Source organism: Bradyrhizobium sp. AZCC 1719 (genome assembly GCF_036924525.1).
Taxonomy (GTDB): Bacteria; Pseudomonadota; Alphaproteobacteria; order Rhizobiales; family Xanthobacteraceae; genus Bradyrhizobium.
This window is the reverse complement of record NZ_JAZHRU010000001.1, coordinates 4,526,007-4,552,623: the sequence shown is the minus strand read 5'-3', so window position 1 is coordinate 4,552,623 and position 26,617 is coordinate 4,526,007. Positions and strand designations below refer to the sequence as shown.

At 61.9% G+C, this 26,617-nt stretch carries 23 protein-coding genes and 1 pseudogene; 10 read left to right on the top strand and 14 right to left on the bottom strand.

Annotated features, from left to right (window positions below; all coding sequences use genetic code 11):
• Window positions 1-132 precede the first annotated feature (132 nt).
• Together V1292_RS21435 and V1292_RS21430 are read right to left on the bottom strand one after the other, a co-directional pair.
• The gene (locus V1292_RS21435; RefSeq protein WP_334374660.1) at window positions 133-522 is read right to left on the bottom strand and encodes a Zn-ribbon domain-containing OB-fold protein; all 390 of its coding nucleotides are present in this window, start codon (window positions 520-522) and stop codon (window positions 133-135) included.
• On the bottom strand, window positions 522-1,670 hold the full coding sequence (locus tag V1292_RS21430) for a thiolase domain-containing protein (protein WP_334374659.1): 1,149 nt from the start codon (window positions 1,668-1,670) through the stop codon (window positions 522-524). Before V1292_RS21430 ends, V1292_RS21435 begins: the two co-directional genes overlap by 1 nt.
• A 403-nt stretch (window positions 1,671-2,073) precedes the next feature.
• Between V1292_RS21430 and V1292_RS21425 the strand changes: the two genes are divergently transcribed.
• Window positions 2,074-4,137 carry a prolyl oligopeptidase family serine peptidase gene (locus V1292_RS21425; protein ID WP_334374658.1) on the top strand — a complete coding sequence of 688 codons (2,064 nt, stop codon included), beginning with the start codon at window positions 2,074-2,076 and terminating at the stop codon, window positions 4,135-4,137.
• Between the two features lie 235 nt (window positions 4,138-4,372).
• On the opposite strand, the gene V1292_RS21420 is transcribed toward V1292_RS21425, so the two are convergent.
• From V1292_RS21420 to V1292_RS21410, 3 genes are all read right to left on the bottom strand, one after another.
• Window positions 4,373-4,699, bottom strand: a complete 327-nt coding sequence (locus V1292_RS21420; protein ID WP_334374657.1) for a GcrA family cell cycle regulator — start codon at window positions 4,697-4,699, stop codon at window positions 4,373-4,375.
• A 189-nt stretch (window positions 4,700-4,888) separates the two neighbouring features.
• Window positions 4,889-5,233: a hypothetical protein gene (locus tag V1292_RS21415; RefSeq protein WP_334374656.1), complete on the bottom strand. Its 345-nt coding sequence runs from the start codon at window positions 5,231-5,233 to the stop codon at window positions 4,889-4,891.
• A 154-nt stretch (window positions 5,234-5,387) separates the two neighbouring features.
• Window positions 5,388-8,894: an indolepyruvate ferredoxin oxidoreductase family protein gene (locus tag V1292_RS21410; protein ID WP_334374655.1), complete on the bottom strand. Its 3,507-nt coding sequence runs from the start codon at window positions 8,892-8,894 to the stop codon at window positions 5,388-5,390.
• A 321-nt stretch (window positions 8,895-9,215) separates the two neighbouring features.
• On the opposite strand from V1292_RS21410, the gene V1292_RS33905 reads away from it, so the two are divergent.
• From V1292_RS33905 to V1292_RS21395, 3 genes are all read left to right on the top strand, one after another.
• A complete protein-coding gene (locus V1292_RS33905; protein WP_442895545.1) occupies window positions 9,216-9,581 on the top strand; it encodes a hypothetical protein in 366 nt (121 codons plus the stop codon).
• A gap of 347 nt (window positions 9,582-9,928) precedes the next feature.
• Window positions 9,929-10,339, top strand: a complete 411-nt coding sequence (locus V1292_RS21400) for a hypothetical protein (RefSeq protein WP_334374654.1) — start codon at window positions 9,929-9,931, stop codon at window positions 10,337-10,339.
• Between the two features lie 200 nt (window positions 10,340-10,539).
• A complete protein-coding gene (locus V1292_RS21395; protein ID WP_334374653.1) occupies window positions 10,540-11,280 on the top strand; it encodes a class I SAM-dependent methyltransferase in 741 nt (246 codons plus the stop codon).
• A gap of 114 nt (window positions 11,281-11,394) precedes the next feature.
• Here the strand turns inward: V1292_RS21395 and V1292_RS21390 are convergent, their stop codons facing one another.
• Both V1292_RS21390 and V1292_RS21385 read right to left on the bottom strand, forming a co-directional pair.
• A complete protein-coding gene (locus V1292_RS21390; RefSeq protein WP_334374652.1) occupies window positions 11,395-12,207 on the bottom strand; it encodes an isocitrate lyase/PEP mutase family protein in 813 nt (270 codons plus the stop codon).
• Window positions 12,208-12,273: 66 nt separating this feature from the next.
• A complete protein-coding gene (locus tag V1292_RS21385; protein WP_334363304.1) occupies window positions 12,274-12,582 on the bottom strand; it encodes an NIPSNAP family protein in 309 nt (102 codons plus the stop codon).
• A gap of 195 nt (window positions 12,583-12,777) precedes the next feature.
• Between V1292_RS21385 and V1292_RS21380 the strand changes: the two genes are divergently transcribed.
• The 3 genes from V1292_RS21380 to V1292_RS21370 all read left to right on the top strand — a co-directional run bounded on the left by V1292_RS21380 (window position 12,778) and on the right by V1292_RS21370 (window position 14,970).
• Window positions 12,778-13,476, top strand: a complete 699-nt coding sequence (locus V1292_RS21380; protein WP_334374651.1) for an ArsR/SmtB family transcription factor — start codon at window positions 12,778-12,780, stop codon at window positions 13,474-13,476.
• A gap of 124 nt (window positions 13,477-13,600) precedes the next feature.
• Window positions 13,601-14,617 carry an alpha/beta fold hydrolase gene (locus V1292_RS21375; protein ID WP_334374650.1) on the top strand — a complete coding sequence of 339 codons (1,017 nt, stop codon included), beginning with the start codon at window positions 13,601-13,603 and terminating at the stop codon, window positions 14,615-14,617.
• 98 nt (window positions 14,618-14,715) lie between these two features.
• Complete coding sequence (locus tag V1292_RS21370; protein ID WP_334374649.1) at window positions 14,716-14,970, top strand: GCG_CRPN prefix-to-repeats domain-containing protein; 255 nt, start codon at window positions 14,716-14,718, stop codon at window positions 14,968-14,970.
• Window positions 14,971-15,047: 77 nt separating this feature from the next.
• On the opposite strand, the gene V1292_RS21365 is transcribed toward V1292_RS21370, so the two are convergent.
• Entirely contained in the window at window positions 15,048-15,383 is a 336-nt protein-coding gene (locus V1292_RS21365) for a twin-arginine translocation signal domain-containing protein (RefSeq protein ID WP_334374648.1), read from the bottom strand.
• Window positions 15,384-15,622: 239 nt separating this feature from the next.
• Window positions 15,623-15,922, bottom strand: a pseudogene (locus V1292_RS21360) (hypothetical protein); the annotation flags it as partial.
• 184 nt (window positions 15,923-16,106) lie between these two features.
• Between V1292_RS21360 and V1292_RS21355 the strand changes: the two are divergent.
• Window positions 16,107-17,354: a glycerophosphodiester phosphodiesterase family protein gene (locus V1292_RS21355; RefSeq protein WP_334374647.1), complete on the top strand. Its 1,248-nt coding sequence runs from the start codon at window positions 16,107-16,109 to the stop codon at window positions 17,352-17,354.
• A 316-nt stretch (window positions 17,355-17,670) separates the two neighbouring features.
• Here the strand turns inward: V1292_RS21355 and V1292_RS21350 are convergent, their stop codons facing one another.
• From V1292_RS21350 to V1292_RS21330, 5 genes are all read right to left on the bottom strand, one after another.
• Window positions 17,671-18,660 carry a Bug family tripartite tricarboxylate transporter substrate binding protein gene (locus V1292_RS21350; protein WP_334374646.1) on the bottom strand — a complete coding sequence of 330 codons (990 nt, stop codon included), beginning with the start codon at window positions 18,658-18,660 and terminating at the stop codon, window positions 17,671-17,673.
• 207 nt (window positions 18,661-18,867) lie between these two features.
• The gene (locus V1292_RS21345) at window positions 18,868-19,455 is read right to left on the bottom strand and encodes a GNAT family N-acetyltransferase (protein ID WP_334374645.1); all 588 of its coding nucleotides are present in this window, start codon (window positions 19,453-19,455) and stop codon (window positions 18,868-18,870) included.
• Between the two features lie 38 nt (window positions 19,456-19,493).
• Window positions 19,494-20,213 (bottom strand): DUF899 family protein, encoded by a 720-nt coding sequence (locus tag V1292_RS21340; protein WP_334374644.1) that lies wholly within the window; start codon window positions 20,211-20,213, stop codon window positions 19,494-19,496.
• A 146-nt stretch (window positions 20,214-20,359) separates the two neighbouring features.
• Window positions 20,360-21,883: a sensor histidine kinase gene (locus V1292_RS21335; protein ID WP_334374643.1), complete on the bottom strand. Its 1,524-nt coding sequence runs from the start codon at window positions 21,881-21,883 to the stop codon at window positions 20,360-20,362.
• Complete coding sequence (locus V1292_RS21330; RefSeq protein ID WP_057843627.1) at window positions 21,880-22,599, bottom strand: response regulator; 720 nt, start codon at window positions 22,597-22,599, stop codon at window positions 21,880-21,882. The genes V1292_RS21335 and V1292_RS21330 overlap by 4 nt, the downstream gene beginning before the upstream one ends.
• A 986-nt stretch (window positions 22,600-23,585) precedes the next feature.
• Between V1292_RS21330 and V1292_RS21325 the strand changes: the two genes are divergently transcribed.
• Window positions 23,586-23,960: a glycosyltransferase family 39 protein gene (locus tag V1292_RS21325; RefSeq protein WP_334374642.1), complete on the top strand. Its 375-nt coding sequence runs from the start codon at window positions 23,586-23,588 to the stop codon at window positions 23,958-23,960.
• Window positions 23,961-24,064: 104 nt separating this feature from the next.
• Window positions 24,065-26,521, top strand: a complete 2,457-nt coding sequence (locus V1292_RS21320; RefSeq protein ID WP_334374641.1) for a hypothetical protein — start codon at window positions 24,065-24,067, stop codon at window positions 26,519-26,521.
• Window positions 26,522-26,617: the final 96 nt, after the last annotated feature.

Below are 26,617 nucleotides of genomic sequence, written 5' to 3'. Positions count from 1 at the left end.
AGGGCTACACCGGCAGCGCCTCAAACTCTTTTGGGTGAGGGGTTGGCTCCCCAGGTACATCTCTCTCGCGGATAGAACCCCTCATCCGGCGCTTCGCGCCACCTTCTCCCACAAGGGGAGAAGGGGAAAACGTCAAGCCGCCGTGAAGAACGGCAGTGGGGCGCCGTCAGTTGGCTTCCACACCAGCTTCACCTTCTGGCCGATCTTGATCTTCTCCAGATCGCAATCGACGATGTTGGTCTGCAGCGAGGGGCCTTCCTTCAGCGTCACATAAGCGATCGCGTAAGGACCGGTCGGCGACTTCCGCATCAGGCTGTAGGTGTAGACCGTCGCCTCACCCGAGCTTTCCTCCCACACCGTCTTGTCCGAAAAACAGAACGGGCAGATCGAGCGTGGGAAGTAGTGCGCTTCGCCGCAAGCGGTGCAGCGCTTGATCATGAACTTGCCGGCCTTGGCGGCTTCCCAGAACGGCGCGGTCTCGGGATTGGTCACGGGCGCCGGATATTTTTTCGTTTCAGCCATCACACGCGCTCCAGAATGCAGGTTGAGGCGGCGTGACGCACGCCGAGAAGACCGCCAGTGCCGTGAGCGATCGCGAGGTCGCAATTCTTGACCTGCACCTTCGGATGCGCTTCGCCGCGCAATTGGCGGACGGCTTCCAAAACTTTCGTCATGCCGCCGCGGTTGACCGGGTGATTGCTGCAGAGGCCGCCGCCATCGGTATTGAACGGCAGCTTGCCGACGCCCGAAATGAGATTGCCGTCGGCGACGAACTTGCCGCCCTCGCCCTTCTTGCAGAAGCCGAGGTCTTCGAGCTGCATCAGCACGGTGATGGTGAAGCTGTCGTAGATCGAGGCGTACTTGATATCCTTCGGCGTCACGCCTGCTTCCTCGAACGCGCGCGGGCCGGACCAGACACCGGCGGAATAGGTAAGATCGAGATCCTTGCCGCCACGCGGGCCCTTCATCGCCTCGCCATGGCCGATCAGGCGCACCAAGGGCTTCTTCAGGCTTTTGGCGATTTCCGGTGTGGTGACGATCATCGCGCCGCCGCCATCGGTGACGACGCAGCAATCCATCCGGTGCAGCGGGTCCGAGATCATCGGCGAGTTGATGACGTCCTCGACGGTGACGACGTCCTTCAGCATGGCGTGCGGGTTGTACTGGGCGTGATGGGAGGCTGCGACCTTGATCCAGGCGAGCTGCTCGCTGGTGGTGCCGTAGTCGTGCATATGGCGCATGGCACACATGCCGTAGGCATTGTGGGTGGTGGCGCCATAGGCCGCCTCGAAATCGGCCTCTGCGCCCGCTGCGCGCGGCGGCATCGGGCCGGTGCGCGGCTTGCCCGCGAGCGTGACCAGCGCGATCGAGCATTTGCCCGCCGCGATCGCTTCGGCCGCATGGCCGAGATGGATCAAATAGGAACAGCCGCCGGTCTCGGTGGAATCGACGTGGCGCACCTTCAATCCGAGGTAATCGACCATCGGCCAGGCGCCGCCGGGAGCGTCACCGGCGCAGAAATAGCCATCGATATCGGCTTTGGTGAGCCCGGCATCCTCGATCGCGCCCCTGGCGACTTCGGCGTGCAACTGTGCCGTTGATTTATCGGGTGCGTGCCGGGTGGGATGCTCGTAGATCCCGGCAATGTAGGCTTTGCCTTTGATGGTCAAATCGTTCTCCGTTGGCGTTTCTTCTTTCCGAAAGTTTTTCTGGCCTGTCGCCGCCCCCTTGGCAAGCGCGGAAATATTCCGCCGGGCGAGAGGGTAGCGACTAGACTCAAGTCGGGATGATTATCGGCAGAAATCTTATCAGGCCGGAACGTGCATCCGCCGTTCTGCTTCACATTTCACAACGCTGCGTTCTCGCGGCGCGACGCGCCCGAGTTGTGTATGGTCGCCTGCCCTCCATGATGAGGGCGCAGGGAATGCCGGGTGACGGCTAGCACCCGCGGTCTCGTGTGCAATAAGCGCTAAGAGATGCGCACACGAGCATACTCCGTAGGGTGATACTGTGCGCTCGGGACGTTGACTGTCTTGTGAACTTTTCGCTCAAAAAGAATTGGAGACGACGCCCATGTCGAGACCTGATCCACGTCCAACGCTCGATGCGCCGGACGAAGATCCCTACCTCTGGCTAGAAGACATCGAGGGTTCTCGGGCGCTTGAGTGGGTTGAGGAGCAGAATACGGCGACGCTGAAGCTCTTCGGTCAAGGGCAGACTGCGGCCGACCGGTATCTGCTCAAGTCGATCTTCGATCGCCCCGACAACATTCCCTATCCAACCCGCGTCGGCGGACAGTTGTTCAACTTGTGGCGAGACGCCGGTAATCAGCGTGGCCTTTGGCGGACATGCACGTTGGAAAGCTTCCGCGGTGAAGCTCCCGCTTGGGATGTTCTGCTCGATCTCGACGTGCTCGCTCGCCAGGAAAACGAAGACTGGATTCTGACGAGCACTTCGATCTTACCCGACACGCATGACCGCGCCATCCTCAGCTTGTCGCGCGGCGGAGCCGACGCCGTCGTGCTGCGCGAATTCGACATTGCCAAGCGCGACTTCGTGCCGAATGGCTTCCATCTTCCCGAGGGCCACAGTTCGTCCGTCTGGCTCGACCGCGACACTCTCTTGCTGATATCGGCGGTGGGACCGGATATGGCAACCACGTCGGGCTATCCGCGTACAGTTCGACTTTGGCGCAGGGGAAGCGACCCGCTCTCAGCCCCTGTCATTTTCGAAACGCGGCGTGATTCCGTGTATGTCTACGCTGGCGTTGACCGGGATAGCTCACAACAGCCCTTATGGTTCGTCGACAAGCCGGGCATCATCGAGTCCAACATCTGGATTGGCGATCGTACGGGGCCGAAGACACGGCTCGACGTCCCCAGCGACGCTTGGCTGTCCTGGCAGCGGGGTTGGCTGGCGGTGAAGCCGCGCACCCCTTGGAACATCGCGGACAAGACCTACGGGACGGACGCCGTCATAGGTATTTCCTTTGCAGCGTTCCTGGCCGGCGACCGGCGCTTCACGACGCTATTCGAACCGCGTGGCCGGCGCGCGTTGCAAGGCTTCTTTTGGTGCGGCGGCCGCTTGGTCCTGTCGATCCTCGATGACCTCAAGCCCGTCTTCGAGGTGTTCAGCCCTGTCGACGGGGCCTGGTCACGAGAGTGTGTCGCGGGGCTGCCCGATCTCGGCACCGTGTATGTCTGGCCTTTCGACCGCGAGTTGGAAGAGTCGAACGGGGATTTGCTCGCGATCGCTCAGGACCCGCTGACGCCGCCATCGCTGTTCGTCGTCGAGCCTTCGGCAGCACCGGTCCTGCTCAAGCAGGCCCCGCGGGCTTTCGATCCGACAGGTCTTGTGACTACACGCCATGAAGCGGTGTCAAGCGACGGCACGCGCGTCCCCTATGTGCAGGTCGGCCCGCTGGCCGAGACCGGGGATGCGCCCGTGCATCTCTACGGTTACGGCGGCTTCAACATCTCGTTGCCGCCATTCTACAACCCGACGGTCGGGAAGCTCTGGCTCGAACGTGGCGGCACCAGCGTGATTGCGCATCTCCGAGGTGGCCGTGAATTCGGCAACGACTGGCACGAGGCCGCACGTCGAGAAGGCCGGCGCCTTGCCCATGACGATTTCGCAGCCGTGGCTGCCGATCTCATACGTCGAGGCGTCACGCGCGCCGGCCGCATTGCGGCCGAGGGCGGATCGAACGGCGGCTTGCTGATCGCCAATATGCTCACGCGCTATCCGGATCGCTTTGGCGCACTGCTCTGCAGCGTGCCGGTCATCGATATGCGCCGGTATGCAAAGCTGCTCATTGGCGCGGCGTGCATCGATGAATATGGCGATCCCGACAAACCCGAAGACTGGCAGTTCCTGGCCCAGATATCGGCCTATCACGTCGCATCCCCCGGCAAACACTACCCACCGATCCTGCTCGTCACCAGCCGCCGTGACGATCGGGTTCATCCGGGACATGCCCGCAAGATGGCGGCCAAGCTGCAGGCGATGGGCTATGAGGCCCACTTCTACGAGCCTGCCACCGGCGGCCACAGTTCTGGCAAGGACCACAGCGAGCAGGCTGCCCTCATGGCGCTCGAACTTTCCTTTCTCCGACGCGCAATTGGCTGGGAGCGGTGAGAGTCCGTTACCGGTACATCGCGACGTATGGCTGCGATGCAACCATACGTCAGCCACCGGATGCAAGGCGGGCCGGTCCACCCGCTTTTGCTGCGGCCCAACCCGTCGGTCAACAAGCTCTTATTCGCGGGTTCACGCATTTCGACTGGTTTCGGCGCAGCGGGTCCTAACGGGGTTTTAGAGCCCGCCGCACGGTCGGCGCCCGTTGATTTGCCGACGGACCAATCAGCAAGCGTCAGCCGGTATTCCTGACCGCATCAACCAGCATGGCGTAAAGCTGGCGCTTGGTGAATTCCTTGGGCTGCGTTGCCGCCGGCTTGCGCGGCGACATGACCTTGTCCGCCGGGCGGGCACAGGCCAACTGCGCCACCTTTCGCTTCGGCACCGACACGATCCTGGGGTTCGCGGTTGGCGGCTTACGACCGCGCTTCTGGCCCATGCGCTGCAACTTGGCGCTCACGGCATTGCGGCTAAGGCCTAGCCGACTTGCGATCTGACCGGCACTGTGGCCATCGGCCCAGAGCTTTTTGAGCAGTGCTACGTCTTTCGCATCCCAACCCATGGAGATGATTATACATCGACTGCGAGCAACAAGCTAGTCGTTGCTCACGTTGCTCGAGCGAGCAGATAGTCTCGTCGTTAATGCCGCGCAGTTGGTAGGGTGGGCAAAGCAAAGCGTGCCCACCATCACGAGCGGAGTGCGAGACGGTAGGCATGGCGCTTTGCGCCATTGCCCACCCCACGGACTGGATCAGTGATGCTTTTCCAGAACAATGATCGGTGGGGAGGACGCGCACGTCCACATCGACGCGGCATAGCAGTAGTTGCCCGGATGATCGTCGAGATAGAAGCCATCGGCATCTGGAGCTATCAGCCGACACTTCACCTCGGTCTTCCAAAAGGCAAAGCGATCAGTCTCGGATATCCACCGCAGGGACTGCCCTACCTCGGCGACCACGAAGCTCGAACCATCCTGCAGAAGCCGTACTATTTCTGCCTCTCCCAACTGCTTAGCCCGCCGTGCATACAGCAAGCCTTCGCTATTCCAGAGTTCGGTGAGCGCCGTCTGTGTGACGACTTTCTGGGCTATATCCATGCTTACCCCGCGCGCCATTGATTGCGCAGGCTTTCCAAACCATCCAGAATCGTAGAGTGAGCAAAGCGAAGCGTGCCCACCATCGCGAGTGGAGTGTGAGACGGTGGGCACGGCGCTTTGCGCCTTTGCCCACCCTACAAGGCTACGCAGCGCCCTACTCCGCCGCCAACTGCCGCGGCGCGGGGGGCGGGCTGGCGAGGTCGGCGGTTAGCTGCGCGTGGCGGGCTTTGGCGTCCGCGACCGCCTTCTCCTTGATCGGGCCATAACCGCGGATGCGGTCGGGCAAGGACAACAACTCGACGGCGGTCTCGTGCGTGATCGGCGACAGCAGGCCGAGTGCGGTTTCGACGTCCTTCTCGTAAGCCACGATCAGGTCGCGTTCGAGCTTGCGGTCGGCCGAGTAGCCGAAGATGTCGAGCGGCGTGCCGCGCAGGAAGCGCAAGTTCGCCAGCGTCCGGAACACGGGCATCATCCATGCGCCGAAGGCGCGCTTCTTCGGCCGTCCCAGCGCATCCTTTCCTCCGCCGAGGATCGGCGGCGCCAGATTGAAGTTGAACTTGAACTCGCCTTCGAACTGGTCGCGGAGCTGCTTCTCGAAGCGGCCATCAGTGAACAGCCGGGCGACTTCGTACTCATCCTTGTAGGCGAGCAGTTTGGCGTAGTTGATCGCGACCGCCCGCGGCAAGGCCTCGCCATAGCCGCCGTCGATCGCCGCATCGCGCACGCGCTTCACGAGAGCCCGATAGCGCCCGGCGAGCGCGGTATTTTGGTAGTCGGCGAGGTGCGCGCTGCGATGGGCGATGATTTCATCCAGCGTCATCGCCTCCAGCGTCTTCGGCGCGACAACCTCGTCCTGGCCCTTCATCATGGCGTCGAGCCGCGCCGGATCGGCCGCGGCGAGACGGCCGAGCTGGAAGGCCTGCGTGTTCATCTTGATCGAAACGCCGTTGACCTCGATCGCCTGCAGAATCGCCTTTGCCGACAGCGGCAGCAGGCCCTTCTGATAAGCATAGCCCAGCATCATGATGTTGGTGGCGATGGAATCGCCGAGCAACGCTTCGGCCGGCTTGGTGAAATCGTAGAACGAGGAATCCTTGCGCAGCTCGGTCTCCAGCACGTGGTTGACCTTGCGGCTCTGGAAGTTGAAGTCGCGGTTGAGGATGAAGTCGGCGGTCGGAATGACGTGGGTGTTGATTACGCCGACGGTGCGACTGGCTTCGCAGAGCGTAATCGTGTCCTTGGCGGCGGCGACCACCTCGTCCGCAGCCATCACGAGATCGGCGGTGCCGGTGACGATGCGCGAACAGGTGACGTCGGCGGTGTGCTCCGAGAGCCGGACATGGCTCAGCACCGCGCCGCCCTTCTGCGCCAGGCCGGACATGTCGAGGATCATGCTGGCCTTGCCCTCGATATGGGCGGCCATGCCGAGCAGCGCGCCAATGGTCAAGACGCCGGTGCCGCCGACGCCTCCGACCGCGATATTGTAGGGCCGCTCCAGCGACGGGAATGAGGACGGCTCCGGCAGATCGCCGATGTCGCCAAGGCCTGTACCATCAAGGCTGGCCGGCGCGCGACGGCGCGGCTTGCCGCCGTCGATGGTGACGAAGGACGGGCAAAAGCCCTTGAGGCAGGAATAGTCCTTGTTGCAGGTCGACTGGTTGATGGTGCGCTTGCGGCCCATCTCGGTTTCCAGCGGCTCGACCGAGATGCAGTTCGACTGCACCGAGCAATCGCCGCAGCCTTCGCACACGGCCGGATTGATCATGACGCGGCGCGCCGGGTCTTCCATCAGGCCGCGCTTGCGGCGGCGGCGCTTTTCGGCGGCGCAGGTCTGCACGAAGACGATCGCAGACGTGCCCTTCAGCGTGCGGCAGGTCTTCATCACGTCCTGAAGCTCGTCGCGATGCGCGGTCTTGACGCCGGGCGCGATCTCGGATGCCGGATAGGCGTCGGGATTTTCCGAGACCAGATAGATGTTGCGGATGCCTTCGCTGTGAAGCTGGAAGGTGATCTGCTGCGGCGATAATTCGCCGTCGACATGCTGACCGCCGGTCATCGCGGTCGCATCGTTATAGAGGATCTTGTAGGTGATGTTGGCGCCCGAGGCGATCGCCTGGCGGATCGCGAGGCTGCCGGAGTGGAAGTAGGTGCCGTCGCCGAGATTGGCGAACACATGCTCTTCCTTGGTGAAGGGTGCGACGCCGACCCACGGCACGCCCTCGCCTCCCATATGGGTGTAGGTCTCAGTGTTGCGGTCCATCCACAGCGCCATGAAGTGACAGCCGATGCCGGCAAAGGCACGGCTGCCTTCCGGCACCTTGGTCGAGGTGTTGTGCGGGCAGCCCGAGCAGAAATACGGCGTGCGGGTGACGGGCGCCACCGCCTGCATCTGGGTCGCCTGTCGGCCGTTGAACCAGTCGGCCTTGGCGCGCAGCATCGCGGCGATTTCGGGGTTGAGATTAAGTCGAAGCAGGCGTTCGGTGAGAGAGCTCGCAAGTGACGCAACGCTGAGCTCAGCGGCGAAGGTGAGAAAACGCTTGTCGTGATCGTCCATCTTGCCGACGATCCGCGGGCGGACGTCGTCGCGCCAGTTGAACAGCTCCTGCTTGACCTGGTTCTCGACGATCTCGCGGCGCTCCTCGACGATGAAGATCTCCTCGAGGCCGATGGCGAAGTTGCGCACGCCTTCCGGCTCGAGCGGCCAGGGCATGCCGATCTTGTAAAGCCGCAAGCCGATCTTGGCGGCGACCTCCTCGGTGATCCCGAGCTCGCGCAGCGCCTGACGAATGTCCTCGTAGCTCTTGCCGGATGCCATGATGCCGTAGCGGGCATTCGGCGAATCCATGGTGATGCGGTTGATCTTGTTGGCGCGGGCGAAAGCGATCGCCGCATAGCCCTTGTAGTCCTGCAGGCGCAGGTCCTGCGCATAGCGATCGTCGGGCCAGCGCAGGTTGAGGCCGCCCGGCGGCATCTCGAAATCGGTCGGGATCGCGAACGGAGTCATCTCGTCGGTGAGGTCGATCTCGGCGGTGGTTTCCACCGTCTCGGTGATCACCTTCATGCCGACCCAGCAGCCGGAGTAGCGCGACATCGCGATACCCAACAGGCCCATCTCGATCATTTCATGGATGCTGGAGGGATAAAGATACGGCATCAGCGCGGAGATGAAGGCGTGGTCGGACTGATGCGGGACGGTGGAGGATTTGGCACCATGATCGTCGCCGGCAAGACACAGCACGCCGCCATGTTTAGCCGAGCCGGCCGTGTTGCCGTGGCGGAACACGTCGCCGCAGCGGTCAACGCCGGGGCCTTTGCCGTACCAGATGCCGACCACGCCGTCGTACTCGGCGCCGGGCGAGAGATTGAGCTGCTGCGAGCCCCAGATCGCGGTGGCCGCGAGATCCTCGTTCACGCCGGGCTGGAACTTGACATTGTACTGTTCGAGGTGCTTGCGCGCGGCGAAGAGCTGCTGGTCGTAACCGCCCAAGGGGGAGCCGCGATAACCGGAGATGAAGCCCGCGGTGTTGAGCCCTGCGGCGCGGTCGCGGCGGATTTGCGCCATCGGCAGGCGGACCAGCGCCTGGATACCGGTCAGGAAGATGTGGCCGGACCCTTGCGTGTACTTCTGATCGAGACTGATCGGACCCTGGTTAATTCCCATTGCAGCCCTCTTTGGCGGTAAGCCTTGATCGCGACGACGCTTTTTTAGCTAAGCATCTGAACTCATTAGAACCAGTCTATGTCGGTTTTTCCGGGCCGCGCACCACAAATCTCGGCAAGAAAGCCGCGCCTGCAAACTTCGCAATTTCGTGCCGGGAAAATCGGCGCGGCATTTCGGTTTGTGTCGTCCGGAAGCCTCGGCGCGAAATGGCATGACGCCCCCGCTGTGTGCACTTTCGCGCCATAACGCTCCGGAAGGTCAATCGGTGCAGGGACGACCATCCGGGCGATTCTCGCGGCACTGCTTTTGTGCACTGCGTTCATGGCCGGCGAAGGTCATGCCCAGCCCAAGGGCGAACCGGCGATGGCCGATGACATCGCGCGCGGCAAGGCGCTGACGAACGCCGGCGACCTGGCGCGTGGAGCGATGACGATTTCTACCGCGCGCTCCGCTTCGGCGTGGCGCGCGACGGTTCGCTACTATCCCGCCTTCCCCTATCCGAATTTCACGAAACTGACGCGGCAGGACATTTTGGTAATCCACGCCTATCTGGCGACGACGCTGGCACCGGTCACGAACGCACCGCGTGCGCCGGGGGTTGCGCTAGCCGTTCAACTACCGCTTCGGAGATCGCCGACGCGACGAACTATGTCCGCAATGCCTGGGGCAATGCAGCGCCGCTGGTGACGGCGACGGAAGTCGCGAACGCGCGGCTTCAATGACTGTGTCCCGGACGCGGTGCAGCGCTTCTTCAGCGATGCACCGCAGAGCCGGGATCCACACTTCCGATGCACTGGACCGGAACAACAGCGCATCACGCCGCAAGCCATAGCGCGTCAAGACACGCGTGAACACGCTGATGGCGCTGCGCAGCATCCGGGGAACGCTGGTTAGCGCAAGGCAATCCTCACTCAGGAACTTTAGGGATTCACGGGTTCCAACATTACGGGGTTGCAATGTTGGGGCGGAACATCCGCGCAGGCCAACCATTATCCTTGCGCTTGACTTCGGGATGCTAACGGAGGAACCCATTCATGGCACACCAACCCGATCCGAACGATCCTTACCGCGCCGGCCTAAGCGATGAAGAAGTCCGCCGTCAGGCCCGCTTCAACAGTCTCGACAATGAGCTGCAACCCGATCCCGCGCTGTCCGAAGGTCCGCCGAGTGGCGCCAAGGTCGCGATGTTCGCCGTTGCCATCGCGCTCGTACTCGGCGCGCTGTTCTATGGCCTGAACAACACCACCGTGCAGCAGGCCGGTACCTCGTCGACCAACCAGGCCGCGCAGCAGCAACCGGCCAACCCGTCGGCGCCTCCGGGCATGCGTGACGTAACGCCGCGCACCAACACCGATCCTGGCACGACCACGGGCGCCGCGACGAATCGCCCGACGCCGCCATCGCAGGAACCGACCGGCACCGACGTCGATCGCTCCAAGCAGTAGCGGCTGATCAATCCCAAGCTACGTACAGCGGGCAAAATAGCCCGCTGTTTTTTTGCGTTGTCCAGGCTGAGGACTGATCGATCAAAGCCAGAGGATAACGGTTGCGCATGCACACTGGCCAACCCTGGCCTCGCCCCTCGCGGACGAGGTCTTTCGGCTTTTGAAACGTGCCTCGCCCTTCCTCCATTACGGAGATAAACGTGGCGCAGAATATCTACGACAATCCCGATTTCTTCGCCGGCTACAGCCGATTACCTCGCCAGGTGCAGGGGCTGGACGGCGCGCCCGAATGGCCGGCTGTCCGCGCTATGCTGCCCGCGCTAACCGGCAAGCGCGTGGCCGATCTGGGCTGCGGCTTCGGCTGGGCCTCGCGCTGGATGCGCGCGCAGGGCGCGGTCTCGGTGCTTGGCCTCGATCTGTCGCAGAACATGATCGCACGCGCCAAGGTCGATACCTCGGACCCGGCCATTGAATATCTGCTCGCCGATCTCGAGACATTGGAGCTGCCCGAAGCGACTTTCGACCTCGTCCACAGCGCCCTGACCTTCCACTATGTTGAGGATTTCCGGCGCCTCGCGCGCACGATCCACAAGGCGCTGGTCGGCGGCGGAGATCTGGTCTTCACGATCGAGCATCCGATCTTCATGGCTGCGGCGCATCCGCATTGGATCGCCGATGAAGACGGCCGCAAGACCTGGCCGGTCAACGGCTACTCGGTCGAGGGCGAGCGCCGCGCGGACTGGTTCGCCAAGGGCGTGCTGAAGTATCACCGGACCCTCGGCACGACGCTCAGCACGCTGATTGATGCGGGCTTCGAGTTGCGCCGGGTCGAGGAATTCGCCCCGACGCGCGAACAGATCGAGCGCTTGCCCGAACTGGCCGAAGAGCTGGAGCGGCCGATGATGCTCCTGGTCTCGGCGCGAAAGACAGAAACGCGTTGAGAGTCGAGCCGCCCGCGCCGCATGACACGGGTGGCTCGCGATTGACTACCACCCTAAGATCGATGGCCGCTACGCAGGAGAAGCAGCAGTCATCTCCACTTTTGGGACCTGAGCTTAGCTGAACATCTTGTTGATCTCGCCGCCGGGATAGCCGTTGGCGAATTCGCCGAAGGTGCCCTTCTCCGCCATCTCCTTTGACGCCTTCATGAAGCCGGCCCAGGCCATCCGCGCCAGCGAAGCGCCGACGCTGATGCGGCGCACGCCGAGATCGGACGCCGCCGGCAGCGACGGGCCGGCCGCGCCGACCAGGAGATTGACCGGCTTGGGATGCACCGCTTTCACGACCGCCGAAATCTCTTCCGGCGTCGCGATGCCGGGCGCATAGAGGCAGTCGGCGCCGGCTTCGGCATAGGCGGTGAGCCGGTCGATCACGAGCTTCAAATCCTTCTGCCCGCGCAGGAACGCCTCGCAGCGGCCGGTGAGCAGCACGCCGCTATTGTCGGCATCGATCGCCTGACGCGCCGCCTTGATGCGATCGATCGCCAATGCGCGATCGAACAGCGGCTTTGCGTTGTCGCCGGTAAAATCCTCGATCGACAGGCCGGCCACGCCGGTCTTAACCGCGCGCGCGACATTGGCGCCGACCTTGTCCGGCTCGTGCGCAAAGCCGTCCTCGAAATCGGCGTTGACCGGAATATCGACCGCCGCGCAGATCGCGGCGAGATGAGCGCAGACGTCGTCGACGGTGACGCGATTGTCGGCCTTGCCCAGCGTCCAGGCAAAGCCGGCGCTGGTCGAAGCCAACGCCTTGAAGCCGAGATGCTGCAACGCTTTCGCGCTGCCGACGTCAAACGGATTGGGGATGATGAAGCATCCGCTCTCGTGCAACTTCCTGAATGCGGCGCGTTTGTCAGCAGATGTCAGCATGGGTCGCTCCCCTCGGTTTGTTGGCGCCGCCTACATAGTAACGCTGCGTCTGCTCCGCCAGACGTCTCACGCCACGACCTTGCGCAGAAACGTCCGCTCCTCGGCGAGGATGAACTTGTTCTCTTCGGCGAAATCAAAATTGGCCTTGCCTTCGCTGTCCGCGCGCAGCCGTGCGCGGTAACTTTCGTAAGACGCAAGGCTGTCGAACGAGATCAGCGCGAAGGCGATGTTGTTGGTGCCCTCGTGCGGCATCCAGTAGCCGATCAGGTCGCCGCCGCATTTCGGAATGATGGTGAGCCAGTTTTTGGAATATTCCTCGAACAAGGCGCGCTTGAACGGGTCGAGTTGGTAACGGATGAAGACGGTGACGGTCATGATGCTCTCCAATGTTTCCCCGTCATTGCGAGCCACCCGGTCGGCGCAAAGCGCCGCCGGATGACAGGCTCCGCGAAGCAATCCATAGCTCCACAAGCGGAGGAATGGATTGCTTCGTCGCTGCACTCCTCGCAATGACGTTCGAGGCAATACTACCCGCTTGCCCTACAGCGATGCTTCGGCTATGATCGAACTATGAAAGCAGGTCCTGACATCGCCATGGTCGCCTCGCTGGTCGGCGATCCCGCCCGCGCCAACATGTTGACCGCGCTGATGGACGGCCGAGCGCTGACCGCGAGCGAGCTGGCGCACCAGGCCGGCATCACGCCGCAGACCGCGAGTTCGCATCTGTCCAAACTCGAGACCGGCGGCCTGATCGAGCCGGAGAAGCAGGGCCGTCATCGCTATTACCGCCTCACCGGCCCCGATGTTGCGGGCGTGCTCGAAGGGCTGGCGGGCCTTGCCGAGCGCGCCGGACACACGCGCGTGCGCACCGGGCCGAAGGAGCCGGCGCTGCGGCGCGCCCGGATCTGCTACGATCATCTGGCCGGCGATCTCGGCGTGCAGATGCTCGACAGCATGCGAAAGCAAAAACTGGTCCGGCAAACCAAACAGGCGATCGAACTCACCGGCGAGGGCAAGCGCTTCATCGCCGAGGCGCTGCAGATCGACGCGGATATGCTCGCTCACCCGCGCCGGCCCGTGTGCAAGGCCTGTCTCGACTGGAGCGAACGGCGGCACCATCTCGCCGGCACGCTGGGCGCCGCGGTGATGAACCGCTTCACCGAATTGAACTGGGCGGCGCGCGATCCCGCGCCTGGCAGCCGCGTCGTGAACTTCACGCGCGCCGGCGAAAAGCGGTTCGCGGCGCTGTTTGGCAGCAGCGAAGCTTAGTCGTGATGGCTTGAACCTGAAGGCCAAATGAGGCTGGCTGATCTCCGCAAAATGTGAAGCTGCGCGGCCTTTACGGCACCTGATATCGGCATCAATTCAGCTTCATCTTCAGATGGAGTTTGCGATGCGACCAATTCTTGCCGGCGTGCTCACTGCCGCCCTTTGCATTCAGCCCCTGCTGCCGGCCGGAGCCGCGGAATCGGCGCAACGCGAACCCTACGGCATTGGTCTCGAAGGTTTTGCCTATCCCTACCCCGTCCATCTGCTGCCGCTGGTCAACGACGGCGAGCCGGTGCGGATGGCCTATATGGACGTAGCTCCCGCGCAAGCGAACGGACGCAGCGTGGTGCTGCTGCACGGCCGCAATTTTCCATCGAGCTACTGGGCGCCGGTCATCAAGACCTTGAGCGATGCCGGCTACCGCGTGGTCGTGCCGGACCAGATCGGCTTTGGAAAATCATCGAAGCCGCAAGGCGATTTGCATTTCGATACGCTGGCGCGCAACACGATCGCGCTGCTCGATCATCTGCAAATCGCCAAGGCCGACATCGTGGCGCATTCGCTCGGCAGCATGCTCGGGGTGCGGATCGCACGCGCCTACCCTGACCGGATCGCGCATCTGGTGCTGACGGCTCCGATCGGGCTGGAAGATTACCGGCTCTACGTGCCGCCGACGCCGACCGAAAAGATTTTGGAGAACGAAGATAAGCTCACAGCGGACGCCTATCGCAAGCAGCTCGAAACCAACTACGCCCTCAAACTGCCGCCCGAACAGATCACGCCCTTCATCGACGCGCGCTTCAACATCAAGGGCAGCGCCGAATATCCGCGCTGGCTGCGCGCGTTCGTCAGTTCCGCACAGATGATCTATCGCGAGCCTGTCGTGCACGAGATCCCGCTGATCACGCAGCCGACGCTGTTCGTGATGGGCGCCGACGATCATAACGCGCCGGGAAAAGCCAATGCGCCGGAAGCGCTGCGCTCGAAGATGGGGCAGAACGCCGAGCTGGCCAAGGCGCTCGCCGCCAAGATGGCGCGCGGCCGGGCCGAGGTGATCCCGAACACCGGACACCTGGTCTTTTTGGAAGCGCCGGCGAAATACGGCGAGTTGTTGCTCGGATTTTTGGCCGTAGCCCCATGACAAATCACGACATTACAAATCACGACATTCATGTTCCATTCAGGTGTTCGTGACTAGGTTCCGAACGTGCCGCCTTGCGGCCAAGAACGGGAGAAAACATGAAGTACCTTTTCGCAGCAGTTTTGGCCCTGGGCACCGTTGCCAGCTTCAGCGCGGCGGAAGCCGCGGGCGGATGCGGCCCCGGCTGGCATCGCGGCCCCTATGGCGGCTGCCAACCCAATCGCCGGGTCGTTGTTCGGCCGGCGGCCCCGGTCGTCGTGGTGCGGCCTCCAGCTCGGACCGTCGTGGTGCGGCCCGGCCGCGTGTGCCCCTACGGCACCGTGTGGCGCTACGGACGCTGCCGCGCTTACTGAGAATTCCCAAGCATGACAAAAGCCCCGCTCGCGCGGGGCTTTTTTTTACTGCTTTCTAAGCAATCCGCGGCGAAGTCTTACCAGTAGTAACGACGGCGGCGCCAATAGCGGCGGCGCCAACGACGGCGGCGATGCCAGCCCCAGTGCCTGCGGCGCCAACGGCGGCGGCGCCAGCCCCAGTGCCTTCGGCCCCAGCCGCGACGACGGCCGCGGCCCCAGCCCACTTCTTCGGGCGTGAGACGATCGACCTCATCGCCTGACGTGACGGCGGGTTGAGCATCCTTGTTGGCGGGCAGCTTCGCGTCATCGGCGAGCGGCGCCGGCATCAGCGGCGCGGCCTGCGCGCTCGCTGCAAGCGCGACGCCGCCCGCAGCAAATCCAAAGGCGAGTTTCAAAAAGTGGCGGCGTTCCATCACATCCCTTCCTCCGTTTGCTGTGTGCAAGAAAGAGAGTTTCACGGCGCCGAGATGAACGCGCGGTGAACTGCGTGTTCAGCTTTGCTGCGAACGGAGTCGATCGAGAATTATTTTCGCGTGCTGTTGTTTGCAGCGGAACTCTTGTCGTCTTTGCGGTATTTTTGCGTTGCCCGCATCTGTGACGACGCGTCTTCTCCGCGACGGATACGTCGTCTCGCGTCTTGCGCCGCGCGCTCCTCGGCAAGCACCAGCACCTCGCGCGTCCGCGTCACGTCCGGCCAGTCGCGGTTGAAGTCAGCGACCAGACGCTTCATATCCGGTCCTTCGATGGCGCGATCGAGCGCAGCCTTGTCCGTGAACTGGTACATCGCCTCGTGCAGCGATGGATCGGTCGCGCTCCAGTAGCGCCACGCCTTCACGGCGCCGAACGACCTCATCGCATCCGGCAGATGCTCGCGCGAGTACCAGGCGTCGAAGGCCTGACGCCTGGTGGGATCGGACACGGTGGCGCGGACGACGAAAAAGGCTGCGGGCATTTTTCTTCTCCCTCTTGTAGGGTGGGCAAAGGCGCGCAGCGCCGTGCCCACCATCCATTTCAGCGTTGTTGGAGGGAATGGTGGGCACGCTGCGCTCTGCCCACCCTACACCGCTTCAACACGCAATTGTCACATGCTCTGTGATATCAAGCCTGCGCGCAATGCGTCATCCGAGGTGCCACCCATGCCCGTCCGCCATCGCTCCGCCCTCCTCTCAGCGCTCTGGCTGTTGACCGCGATCCTTCCCGCCGCGGCCGAGGACATCCTGCTGCCGCGCGAGCCACAGATCGGCCCGCGGCCGTTCTATCTCGTCGACAAGATGAAGGACGGGCCGCTGAAGACGCAGCTTGCGCAGTGCACCGGGCCATTTCGCAAGACCGATTTTTCCATCGGCCACCGCGGCGCCGCGCTGGAATTTCCCGAGCATACCAGGGAGTCCTACATTGCCGCCGCCCGGATGGGCGCCGGCATCATCGAATGCGACGTGACGTTTACGAAAGACCGCCAGCTCGTGTGCCGCCATTCGCAGTGCGACCTGCACGCCACCACCAACATTCTGACCGTGCCGGAGCTTGCCGCAAAATGCACGCAAGCCTTCAGCCCGGCTGATTCCGCGGCCGGCAGGAAAGCCTCCGCAAAGTGCTGCACGTCAGACATCACGCTCGCAGAATTCCGGCGGCTGCGCGCGAAGATGGACGGCTTCAACCCCGACGCGAAGACGCCTGAGGAATATCAGAACGGCACGCCGCGCTGGCGCACCGACCTCTACGCCAATTCCGGCACGCTGATGACGCATGACGAGAGCATCGCGCTGATCAAAAGTCTCGGCGCCAAGTTCACGCCTGAGCTCAAGGCGCCCGAGGTGCCGATGCCGTTCGACGGCGATTACACCCAGGAGAAATACGCGTCGCAGATGCTGGAGGCCTACAAGAAGGCCGGAATTCCGCCGAGCGATGTCTTTGCGCAAAGCTTTAATCTCGCCGACGTGCTCCACTGGGTGAAGACCGAACCGGAATTCGCGAAACAGGCGGTCTATCTTGAAGAGCGTTACGAAAAACAGGGTCTCGATCCCAATAAGCCGGAGACGTGGAAGCCGTCGATGGCGGAATTGAAGTCGCAAGGCGTCGCGATCCTCGGCCCGCCGATTCCGATGATGCTGACGCTGAACGACAGACAAAAAATCGTCCCGTCCGAATACGCCAAGGCCGCCAAGGCCGCTGGCCTCGACCTGATCGGTTGGTCGCTGGAACGCGACGGCCCGCTGCACAAGGGCGGCGGCTTCTATCACAAGTCGATCAGGAGCGCGATCGACCGCGACGGCGACACCCTGACGGTGCTGGATATATTGGCCAAGCAGGTCGGCATCCGCGGCATGTTCTCCGATTGGCCCGCGACGACGACGTTTTATGCGAGTTGCACGGGAATGAAGTGAGGCTTGCAGGGTAGAGCGGAGCGAAACCCATCGCGTTTAATTGGCCACTGCTTGCAATGCTGTGAGGGACGCACCAGCGGCAGGGTTCCCTCCCCCCTTGCGGGGAGGGTTAGGGAGAGGGGTGCCGCACGACGTGCTCCCTCGATGTGGGCGTCACAACGGGCGACCGAGATTGAATTGAGGGAGGCGGTGCGCACATCGACTCATCTCGCCCGGGGCTTACCCCTCTCCCCACCCCTCCCCCGCAAGGGGGGAGGGAGCCTGACCGATGTGCTCACCTCACACAGGCCCGTAGGCTAACTACCTCTACTTCCCGCTACGCCGGCTCCAGGCCAAGCGCCTGCGCGGTCTCGATCCAGGTCGGCAATTCGCGCTGATACAGAGCATTGCTTTCCTTGAAGCCGAGTGCCGGCTCCAGCACGAAGGTGGCGAGAACTTCCTTCACTTTCGGATCGTTGTTGGCGGCCACGCAGAGTTCCGAAAGCCGATCGACGATCGGTTGCGGCGTCGCCTTCGGTACTGCCCAGCCTGTGAAGCCGCTGATGGTGAAGAACTTCGATGTCGCGCCTTGTTCGGGAAGGGTCTTGACGCTCGGGATCGCAGCGACCTTCTTCGAATGCACCGCGAACACCACGCCGTGGTTGCCTTGCAGGACGGGTTGAGCGGCCGTGTAGCTGCCCATCGCGACGTCAAGCGTGCCGTCCATCAGGCCCGTCCACATCGGCGCTTCGCCCCGGTAGTGGATCGGTTCTATCTTGAGGCCGTACTGCTTGTTGAGTTCGTTGATCGTCATGTGCGGGGCCGAGCCCGCGCTGTAGGTGCCGAAGTTCACCTGGCCTTTCTTGCGTGCGAACGCGACGAAATCGTCCAGCGTTTTGACGCCGGACGCCAGGCTCGCGACCAGCAGCAGCCCGGCACCCGGGATGATGCTGACGAGCGTCAGGTCTCTGTCCATGTCGTAGCCGGGGTTCTTCATCATCACCCGGTTCATCACATAGGTGGTCGAAATCGAGCACAGGATGGTGTGGCCGTCCGGCGCCGCGCGCGCGACTTCCGCCGCGCCGATCGAGCCGGAAGCGCCCGCCTTGTTTTCGATGACGACGTTCTGCCCCACCTGCCTGGAGATGAAGTCACCGAAGGCGCGCGCGAGCAGATCCGTCTGTCCGCCCGCCGGGTAGCTGCAGACCATGCGGATATTCCGCGACGGCCACGCGGCTTGCGCGGAGGCGCCACGCGACAGCAAAGGCATCGCGGCAACGGCGGTACCAGCCGCGATGAAATGACGGCGGTTGATTTTTAAGGGCATCTTTCCTCCTTGATTTTTCAAGCAGGGTATCCCATCGCCCGGCTTCTGCCATAACAGAAAGCCGGGACAGATTAGCGCAGTTAACAAAATCCGGATCTTTCGCCACAACTCGCGGGCGTGTTAGCTCGATGATAGCATCTGCAACTGCAATTTTCCGAGAGCTGGAAAATGTAGTGCGGTGATGCCCGGTTGAGTCAACTCGAGCGTTCAGGATGCAGGCCGCAGCATCGGCGTCACCACTGGCGAAGAGCCGCTTTGGATTCTGCCGGTGATCTTGAAGCCGTGGCGTTCATAGAGCGAAATGTTACGCGGGTTTGAGCTTTCGAGGTAGGCCGCGCTGCCCTCCTCGTCGCATCGTCGAAGCGCATGTTTCATCAGCAACGAGCCAAGCCCCTGCCCGATCCATTTCGGATCGGCGGCGATAAGAGGCAGATACCAATGCGGCTCATGGGGATGATGTTCGGCCATTCCTTTCATGATGGCCCCGATATCCCCTGATATCTCCGGGCGCAGGGACTCCTCCATGATTGCGTTCATTTCTGCTTCGTCCGGCTCGACGCCTGGTGGCAGCCATAAGGCGGCAGCGCGGGCCCCTTCGGTGATGTAGGCTGTGCCATGCTCGAAAGCACCGCCGCCGAAAGCATTGACCATCCGAGGCATTATTCTGAGGTATACGGACGGATCGGGCCAAGCAAAACGCGCCATCGGGTCGGCCGCAAAGCCGAGCACAATGGTGCTGATCGCGTTTGCCCGGTCGTTCGCGTCTGCGGATATGACTTCCGGCACCGCCGACATCGTGTCGCTCCCTCGGTCACTCACCGTCGATCCAAGGGTCAATCGTACTTTACCTTGGGGAAAAAGTCTCCACGCCCCTCGGGGGTCATATCGAGCAGACCCCACACGGGGTCGACCAGATCCCCGGCGCGATGATGTTGATTGGGTTCGGTTGGCGCGAAGCTCATCTCCGAACCCCAGAAGTGACGGATTGCTCCGCCACTCTTCTTGAACACGTTGAAGATCGTTTCGTCCCAGTTCTCGCCGTCCGGAACGCGATGCTGTGCACGCACGCCCTTGGGAAACTTCGACGTGTCACCAAAATAATCCGCGTCGTAGCTATTGCCCGCCGTAGACACCAGCGGCAGATGGTCCCAGCCGCGCTCGTGAGCCCACGCGGCAAGCCGTGCAATTGGGGATTTCGCAACGATGTAAAGTGCAGCTCGCTGGCCGATGTGCCTTGCCGCGCCGTCGATCCCATCGAGCAGGTGCGTGCAGCCGGGACATGGCAGCTCCCGCTCGGGTCCATACATGAAGCTGTACAGAATGAGCGTGTCATGCGGACCGAACAGCTCGGACATCCTGACCTTCTCAGGCACGGCATTCTTGCCGATCCGCTCGAATACATAGTCTTCCGGTACTTCGCCGCCGAGCGGCAAGGCGCGGCGCTTGGCTGCTACAGCTTCAATGTGGGCACGAAGCGCGATCTCGTCGTCTAGAAGCGCGTTTCTGGCAGCACGGTACTCGGCGGTTTCGTTCGGGTAGCGGAGATGCTCCATGGCTTCCCTCCGGATTGAAGGTCTGTGAACCCAGAAACAAACTCATCCGTGAGGAGCGAGTTCCCTATTGCACCCGCTTGCCGCACCACACCAACGCGCTGCACAAATTTGACCTTCGAAGTCAGTTATCCGTGCGTCACCTCTGATCAATGAATGGCCGCCGTTGGCGTGGCCACCGACGAAGGCTCTGCCTTTTCGAGAGCGCTGGTAACGTCCTTCGCTCCTGCGACCGGGCGGCTGATGGGAGGCGGCGGCCCACCATCCAGCGGTGGCAGGCTAATGGCCGCGTGTAATCCCTTCTCCTTGTTGATCAAGACGATATCTCCGCCATGGCGGCGAACAATGGTCCGGGCAATGGACAGGCCGAGACCTACGCCGCCAGTTTCGCGGTTCCGCGAACTCTCCATGCGGAAAAACGGCGTGAAAACCTGCTCCTTGGCGGTATCGGGTATCCCGGGTCCATCGTCCGAGACGATGATTTCGATACTATCTGGTCGTCTCTCCACGCTGACGCGCGCCCGCTCGCCATAACGAATGGCATTTTCGACGAGGTTGCGGCATGCGCGGCGGAGTGCGTCTGGTCGGCAGCTATAGCTGATCTTCTGTCCCTCGGAGAAAGAGACGTCATGACCGAGTTCGGCGAGATCGTCGCAGAGACTTTCCACTAGAGCCGAGAGGTCCACGGTCCGCGTGTTTTCTGCGGTTGCGTCTTCGCGAGCGAATGCGAGGGTCGCCTCCGTCATCGTCTGGATCTCGGTAATGGTGGAGAGCATTTTCTCGCGAACGTCCTCGTCGGACACGAATTCCGCACGCAAACGGAGCGAGGTCAGAGGTGTGCGCAGATCATGACCGATGGCGGCCAGCATTCTGGTGCGGTCGTCGACGAAACGGTGCAGGCGCTCTTGCATGCGATTGAATGCCTCGGCGGTACGCCGGATATCGTCGGGGCCAGTTTCCGGCAGCGGTACGATCTCCTGACCACGGCCGAAGGCTTCGGCCGCTACCGCCAGGCGGCGCAATGGTTGCGCGATGCCTCGAGCGGCGAATACGGCAATGATCGACAACGACAACGCGGAGAGGCCGAGTGCCAAGGTGGATTTGGAGGTCCAGAAGCCGTCTTGCGCAGGCTTGGCAAATGCAGTGTTCAGCCATGCTCCGTTAGCCAACTGAACGGCCAATCCCATGCCGGTGGCATCATCGAGATAAAGAAATTTCGCTGGTCGGGACAGCGGCCAAGCTTCCGGCCTTAGGTCGACCCATTGTGAGGAGGCGCCGCTACTGCTGGCGGTGTTTCGGGTGAAATCCGGTCTCACCTCGGCGGGCACGCTGTGGCCGGCAAAGGACATGCGCGGCAATGGCTGCGCCAAGCGCTCCCATGCCTCCTCTCGCCACGCGGAGGCATCCTTCAGTCCGTTGGTCGATATCCAATATCTCGCTGAACTGGTGTTGCTGGCATTAAGGATATCGGTCTGCAGCGACGGAGGCGTCGCCTCCAAAACCCGGGCGAGCGAGGCGCTCCGGCTGAATATCTCGCCCTTGGCGGCCTTCCGAATCGCCTGCCCGTGCTCATCCCAGGAAATGAAGAACACGATGGCTTGCGACAGCACTAAAGACAGCAGCGTGAAACAGATGAAACGGGCCGCAAGACTACGCTTCCACAAGCCCATCATGGCTGCTCGACCTGCGCGGCGAGGCTGTATCCACCGCCCCAGTGAGTCTTGATCAAGGCTGGTACTTTCGGATCGGCCTCGATTTTCTTCCGCAAGCGGCTGACCTGATTGTCGATGCTCCGGTCGAACGGATCGGCATCCCGGCCGACCGTCAGGTCGAGGAGCTGATTGCGGCTGAGCACCAGGCCGGGATGGTCGAGAAATGCACACAACAGGCGGAACTCCGCCGTGCTGAGCGGCACAGCAACGCCGTCGTCTCCCGTCAACTCGCGCCGGTTGACGTCAAAGGTCCATCGATCAAAACGTACAACCTTGGTCGCAAGCCGGCCCTTTTGCGGCGGCAGGCTTTGGACTCGTCGAAGCACCGCTTTGATGCGGGCGAGGAGTTCGCGGGGATTGAATGGCTTGCTCACATAGTCATCGGCACCGACTTCCAGGCCCACGATTCGATCGGTCTCCTCCGCCATCGCAGTCAACAGGATAACGGGAAGGTCCGTGGTGCTGCGCAGATGGCGGCAGAGGGACAGTCCGTCCTCACCCGGCATCATGACGTCAAGAACCACCAGGTCCAGAGCACTTCGTTCGAGCAAGCGGCGGAGTGCAACGGCGCTCTCCGCAAGACTGATGCGGTAGCCATGCTGCATCAAGTATTTGCCGACCAGATCGCGAATATCGCGATGATCATCCACTACGGCGATGTGAGGTGCCGAGTCCATCTAGTTTGCTCCGTCCAGGATCATACTGAAGTCCTGCACCCACCCCATCGAAAAAGTGTAACAGAGTGTATCGGCCGCGTATGATCGAGCGAAATCAAATGCTTGTGGCTGGCTTCACTGACAACGCCGCGGCATCGGGATCGCAGGATCCCGATGCCGGCCGATCCGAGCGGGAACCGGCCTCAGGTGCATGATTCCCCGATCTGGCTGAAACAATCTAGGCACAAGCTGTCGCAGAACGTTGTCCTGGTGAGCCATCTTTGTCGCAATTTGTCGCAAACCCGTATGCCTGTTCAGACTTGATGCAACTTAAGAAGCCGCATTGAGAGCAAGGTCATTCAAGAGCGGATGTGAGGCACGGCCATCACCGATGGCCGCAACTGTCGCGAACTATCCAATGCAGCATTCCTGAGACAGATCGCGACAATTCCCGGCGGTCGTCGGCAAAGTTCTGCGACATCCGGACCCCATCGTGCGCACGCTCAACGAAGCAGGAGCGTTACATGTACGATGCGATGCACGCCGTTTCCCGCGGGGCCGTTCCGGAAATCTCGAAAGGCTCATCGACCGAGGGCGATGAAGACCACACTACACCGAAGGGACTGCTTCTTCGTAGAGCCGCAGTGCGGATAGGTTGGCTGCTCGTTTTCGTGTTGCGGAATACCTCGGCCTCGACCACCCCCCTTGATTTGATGTACTGTGGAGATCGTGCGGCTGTTTCGCGCCTCGTGACGGAGGACGACCGTTTGACGTCCGAGCAGAATCCTAAATTCGTGTGCAGAGTGCCCGACTTTACTTCTTGCGGGCCATGTCTTCGTATCAGTCACGAAAGCTCATCCTCTGGACCGATCGGCCTGACTGCCGTCGCACGCAAACAGGATGACGTCTTGCCCGAGCCGGTTTGAAGTCGCGACGCGTCGCTTCGCCGGTACGGCGCCGGCGATCCGACTGTTCAACAGAACATCGTATTTTACCCGCTGTATCCGATGCTCGCACGGAGCCTGGCGACGATTAGCGGTCTCACGCCTGCGGATGCATTGCTGTTGGTATCGAACGTCGCGGGATTGCTCGCGATTGTCGTCCTTTTCAAGCTGGTTCGCGAGGAATTTGGTAATCAACTGGCTCTCGCCACAACCGCGCTGCTCAGCTTTTTTCCCGCTTCGGTCTTGCTATCGGCCGGGTATACCGAGCCCTTGGCACTGCTGCTAATCGTCTCGTTTTTTCTTGCTTTGAAACGAAAATACTACTTGTCGGCAGCACTGCTTGCAGGCTTGGCAGTCTCTACCCGATCGACCGGCGTTGTCCTTCTTTGGGAGATCTGGAACACCGCCTTGTTTGCTCGTAGAATTTGGATTGGTTGATCGCTACAAATACTCGCGATGACATGCTTGAGCGGCGACGCAGCGCGAGTTGGTCAAAGCGCACCCAATAGAGCCCATCAAGGCTCCACCAAGAGGGTAGCTCATTGCAATCCATATCGAGGATTCCCGGTCGCTATTATCTGGCAATCTTTGTGCTGGCGTCTGCGACGCTTTCCTACCAGATACTGATAACGCGCTTCTTCAGCGTTATGCTCCATCATCATTTCGCATTTGCCGCCATTTCACTTGCCATGCTCGGGCTCACGCGCGGAGCGATGAAGGTCTACGGCAAACCCGCCCGTTATGCCGCCGAGCGGGTCGGAATCGAATTCGCCCGCCACGCGTCATGGTTCGCGCTTAGCAGCGTTGGCGCAATGATCGTCTTCCTGTGCGTGCCGCTCGCCGTATCCGCAGCAAATGTGCCCCTCGCCCTGGCGCTGGCGATCATCGCCTTCGTAGCTCCGTTCACGGAAGGCGGAGTTTGCATAACGTTGTTGCTGACGCGTCTGCCATATGGCGGCGGGTGGCTCTATGCAGCCGACCTCATGGGCGCCGCCGTTGGATGTCTCGGGGTGATCTTCATACTGCTGGTGATTGACCCCGTAAGCGCCACGCTATGGATCGGAGCCCTTGCTGCTGGCGTTGGCTGGATCGTCGTGAGACGCAGCGAAGACGTCCGCGGTGTGCGTTTGAGCGGGGCTGTCGCGCTAACGCTGGCCGTCGCGGCCACCGTGCACTCCGGCCTTGACCTGACCGGTCGAAGCCATCTCGGGGTGTTCTGGGCCAAGGGCGCTGAACAGACCGGCACGCTGTTCGAACGCTGGAATACCTATTCGCGGGTAAGGGTGCGCGAGTTGGCCGAGAAGGTCCCGTTTGGCTGGGGTCTGGTTGGCACTCCTGATGCCCGGATCGACCAACACTACCTCGACATCGATGCCGATGCAGGCACGGTCATCACCAGGTATGATGGCGATATCGGAAAGCTCGCCTACCTGAAAGATGATGTCATCAATGCAGCCTACCTCGTGCAGCCGGCGGCCGACGTCGCTGTCGTTGGCGTGGGCGGAGGTCGTGACATCCTTTCCGGTCTGCTCTTCGGCGCCAGCCGGATTCGCGCAATTGAGATCAACCCGGCGATCTTCGAAGTGCTCACCGAAAAATTCGCCGATTTCTCCGGCCATCTCGATCGCCAGCCCGGCGTATCCTTGGTCAATGCCGAGGCGCGAAGCTACATCAACCACTCGCCCGAGCGGTACGACCTGGTACAGATTTCACTCATCGACACCTGGGCGGCGACGGCGGCCGGCGGCCTGACGCTCACCGAAAATCGTCTATATACCGTGGAGGCGTGGGATGATTTTTACCGGGCGCTCAAGCCTGGCGGGCTGTTGTCGGTATCACGCTGGTACAATGCCGAGAAGCACCGTGGCGAGCTATACCGCCTGATCGCGATTGCCGCGAGCGCGCTGCAGCGCAAGGGAGTGTCGGCCGGGGAGTTGCGGCATCACGTCGTCGCGGTCAACGTCGGCGGCATCGTGACGGTGATTACCCGGCCTGACGCGTTCAGCGACGCAGAATGGCAAGGCGCGCGTGAGAGACTTCAGGCGCAGGGCTTCAAGATATTGTTGGGGCCGGACATCACCTTCGATGCCGTCACCTCAACGTTGCTGTCCGACAAGGCGGACCAGGCTTTCTTCGATTCGCTGCCGGAAAACATCGCTGCTTCGACCGACGACAATCCGTTCTTCTTCTATACGTCCCGCTTCAGCGATTTCGTGAGCACGCAAAGTTGGGACATCATGAGCAACAATGTCGCGATCGGCGTCACCGGCTCGCTCATCATCGTAGCGCTCTGCGCTTGCGGATATTACATCGTGCTGCCCTTCCTTCGTCTTGCGAGGCGGATGCCAATGGCGACGCTGACGCCGCCCGTGGCCTATTTCAGCGCGATCGGGATGGGCTTCATGCTGATCGAGATATCGCAGATGCAGCGCCTGATGGTCTTTCTCGGACATCCCGTCTACGGGCTGAGTGTCGTGCTATTCACAATTCTTCTTTTTAGCGGGATTGGCAGCGCCACGGTCGGCGCGGATGCCTCCCGATCACGCGTCACCGTCTTCAGGATTGCCGCCCTCCTCACCACACTCGTGGTGGCAGGGCTGTTGACGCCGCTGGTCACCATCTGGGCGCGGTCGCTGTCAACCGATATGCGTATTGTGGTGTCCGTCCTGCTGCTGGCTCCCCCTGCATTCTGCATGGGGATGATGTTTCCGCTCGGGCTCGGTAACTGGCGCCGTCATCATGAACTGCTGCCGTTCTTCTGGAGCACCAACGGAATTACGTCGATGCTGGCGTCTGTGCTGGGTGTGGCGTTGTCGATCCAATTCGGCATCGCCAAGACCTATGCGCTGGGGGTGTGCTCTTATGCGGTCTGCGCCATCGTGATCATTGCAAGCCGCTGGGTGCCGTCGATCGACATGTCAGCCGAGAAGGGCCCCGTTAGCCCCGAGGCTAGTATCGCAGGAAAGGAAGGCGCCACGATTCGGCGGCCACATCAGTAAAGGGAAGTCCGAATACCGCATCTTCGGCCAGACAAGACGATAGTGCGGAAATGGCGGTCACACCCACTGCGGGGTGCGAATGGTGATCGCAAGCGC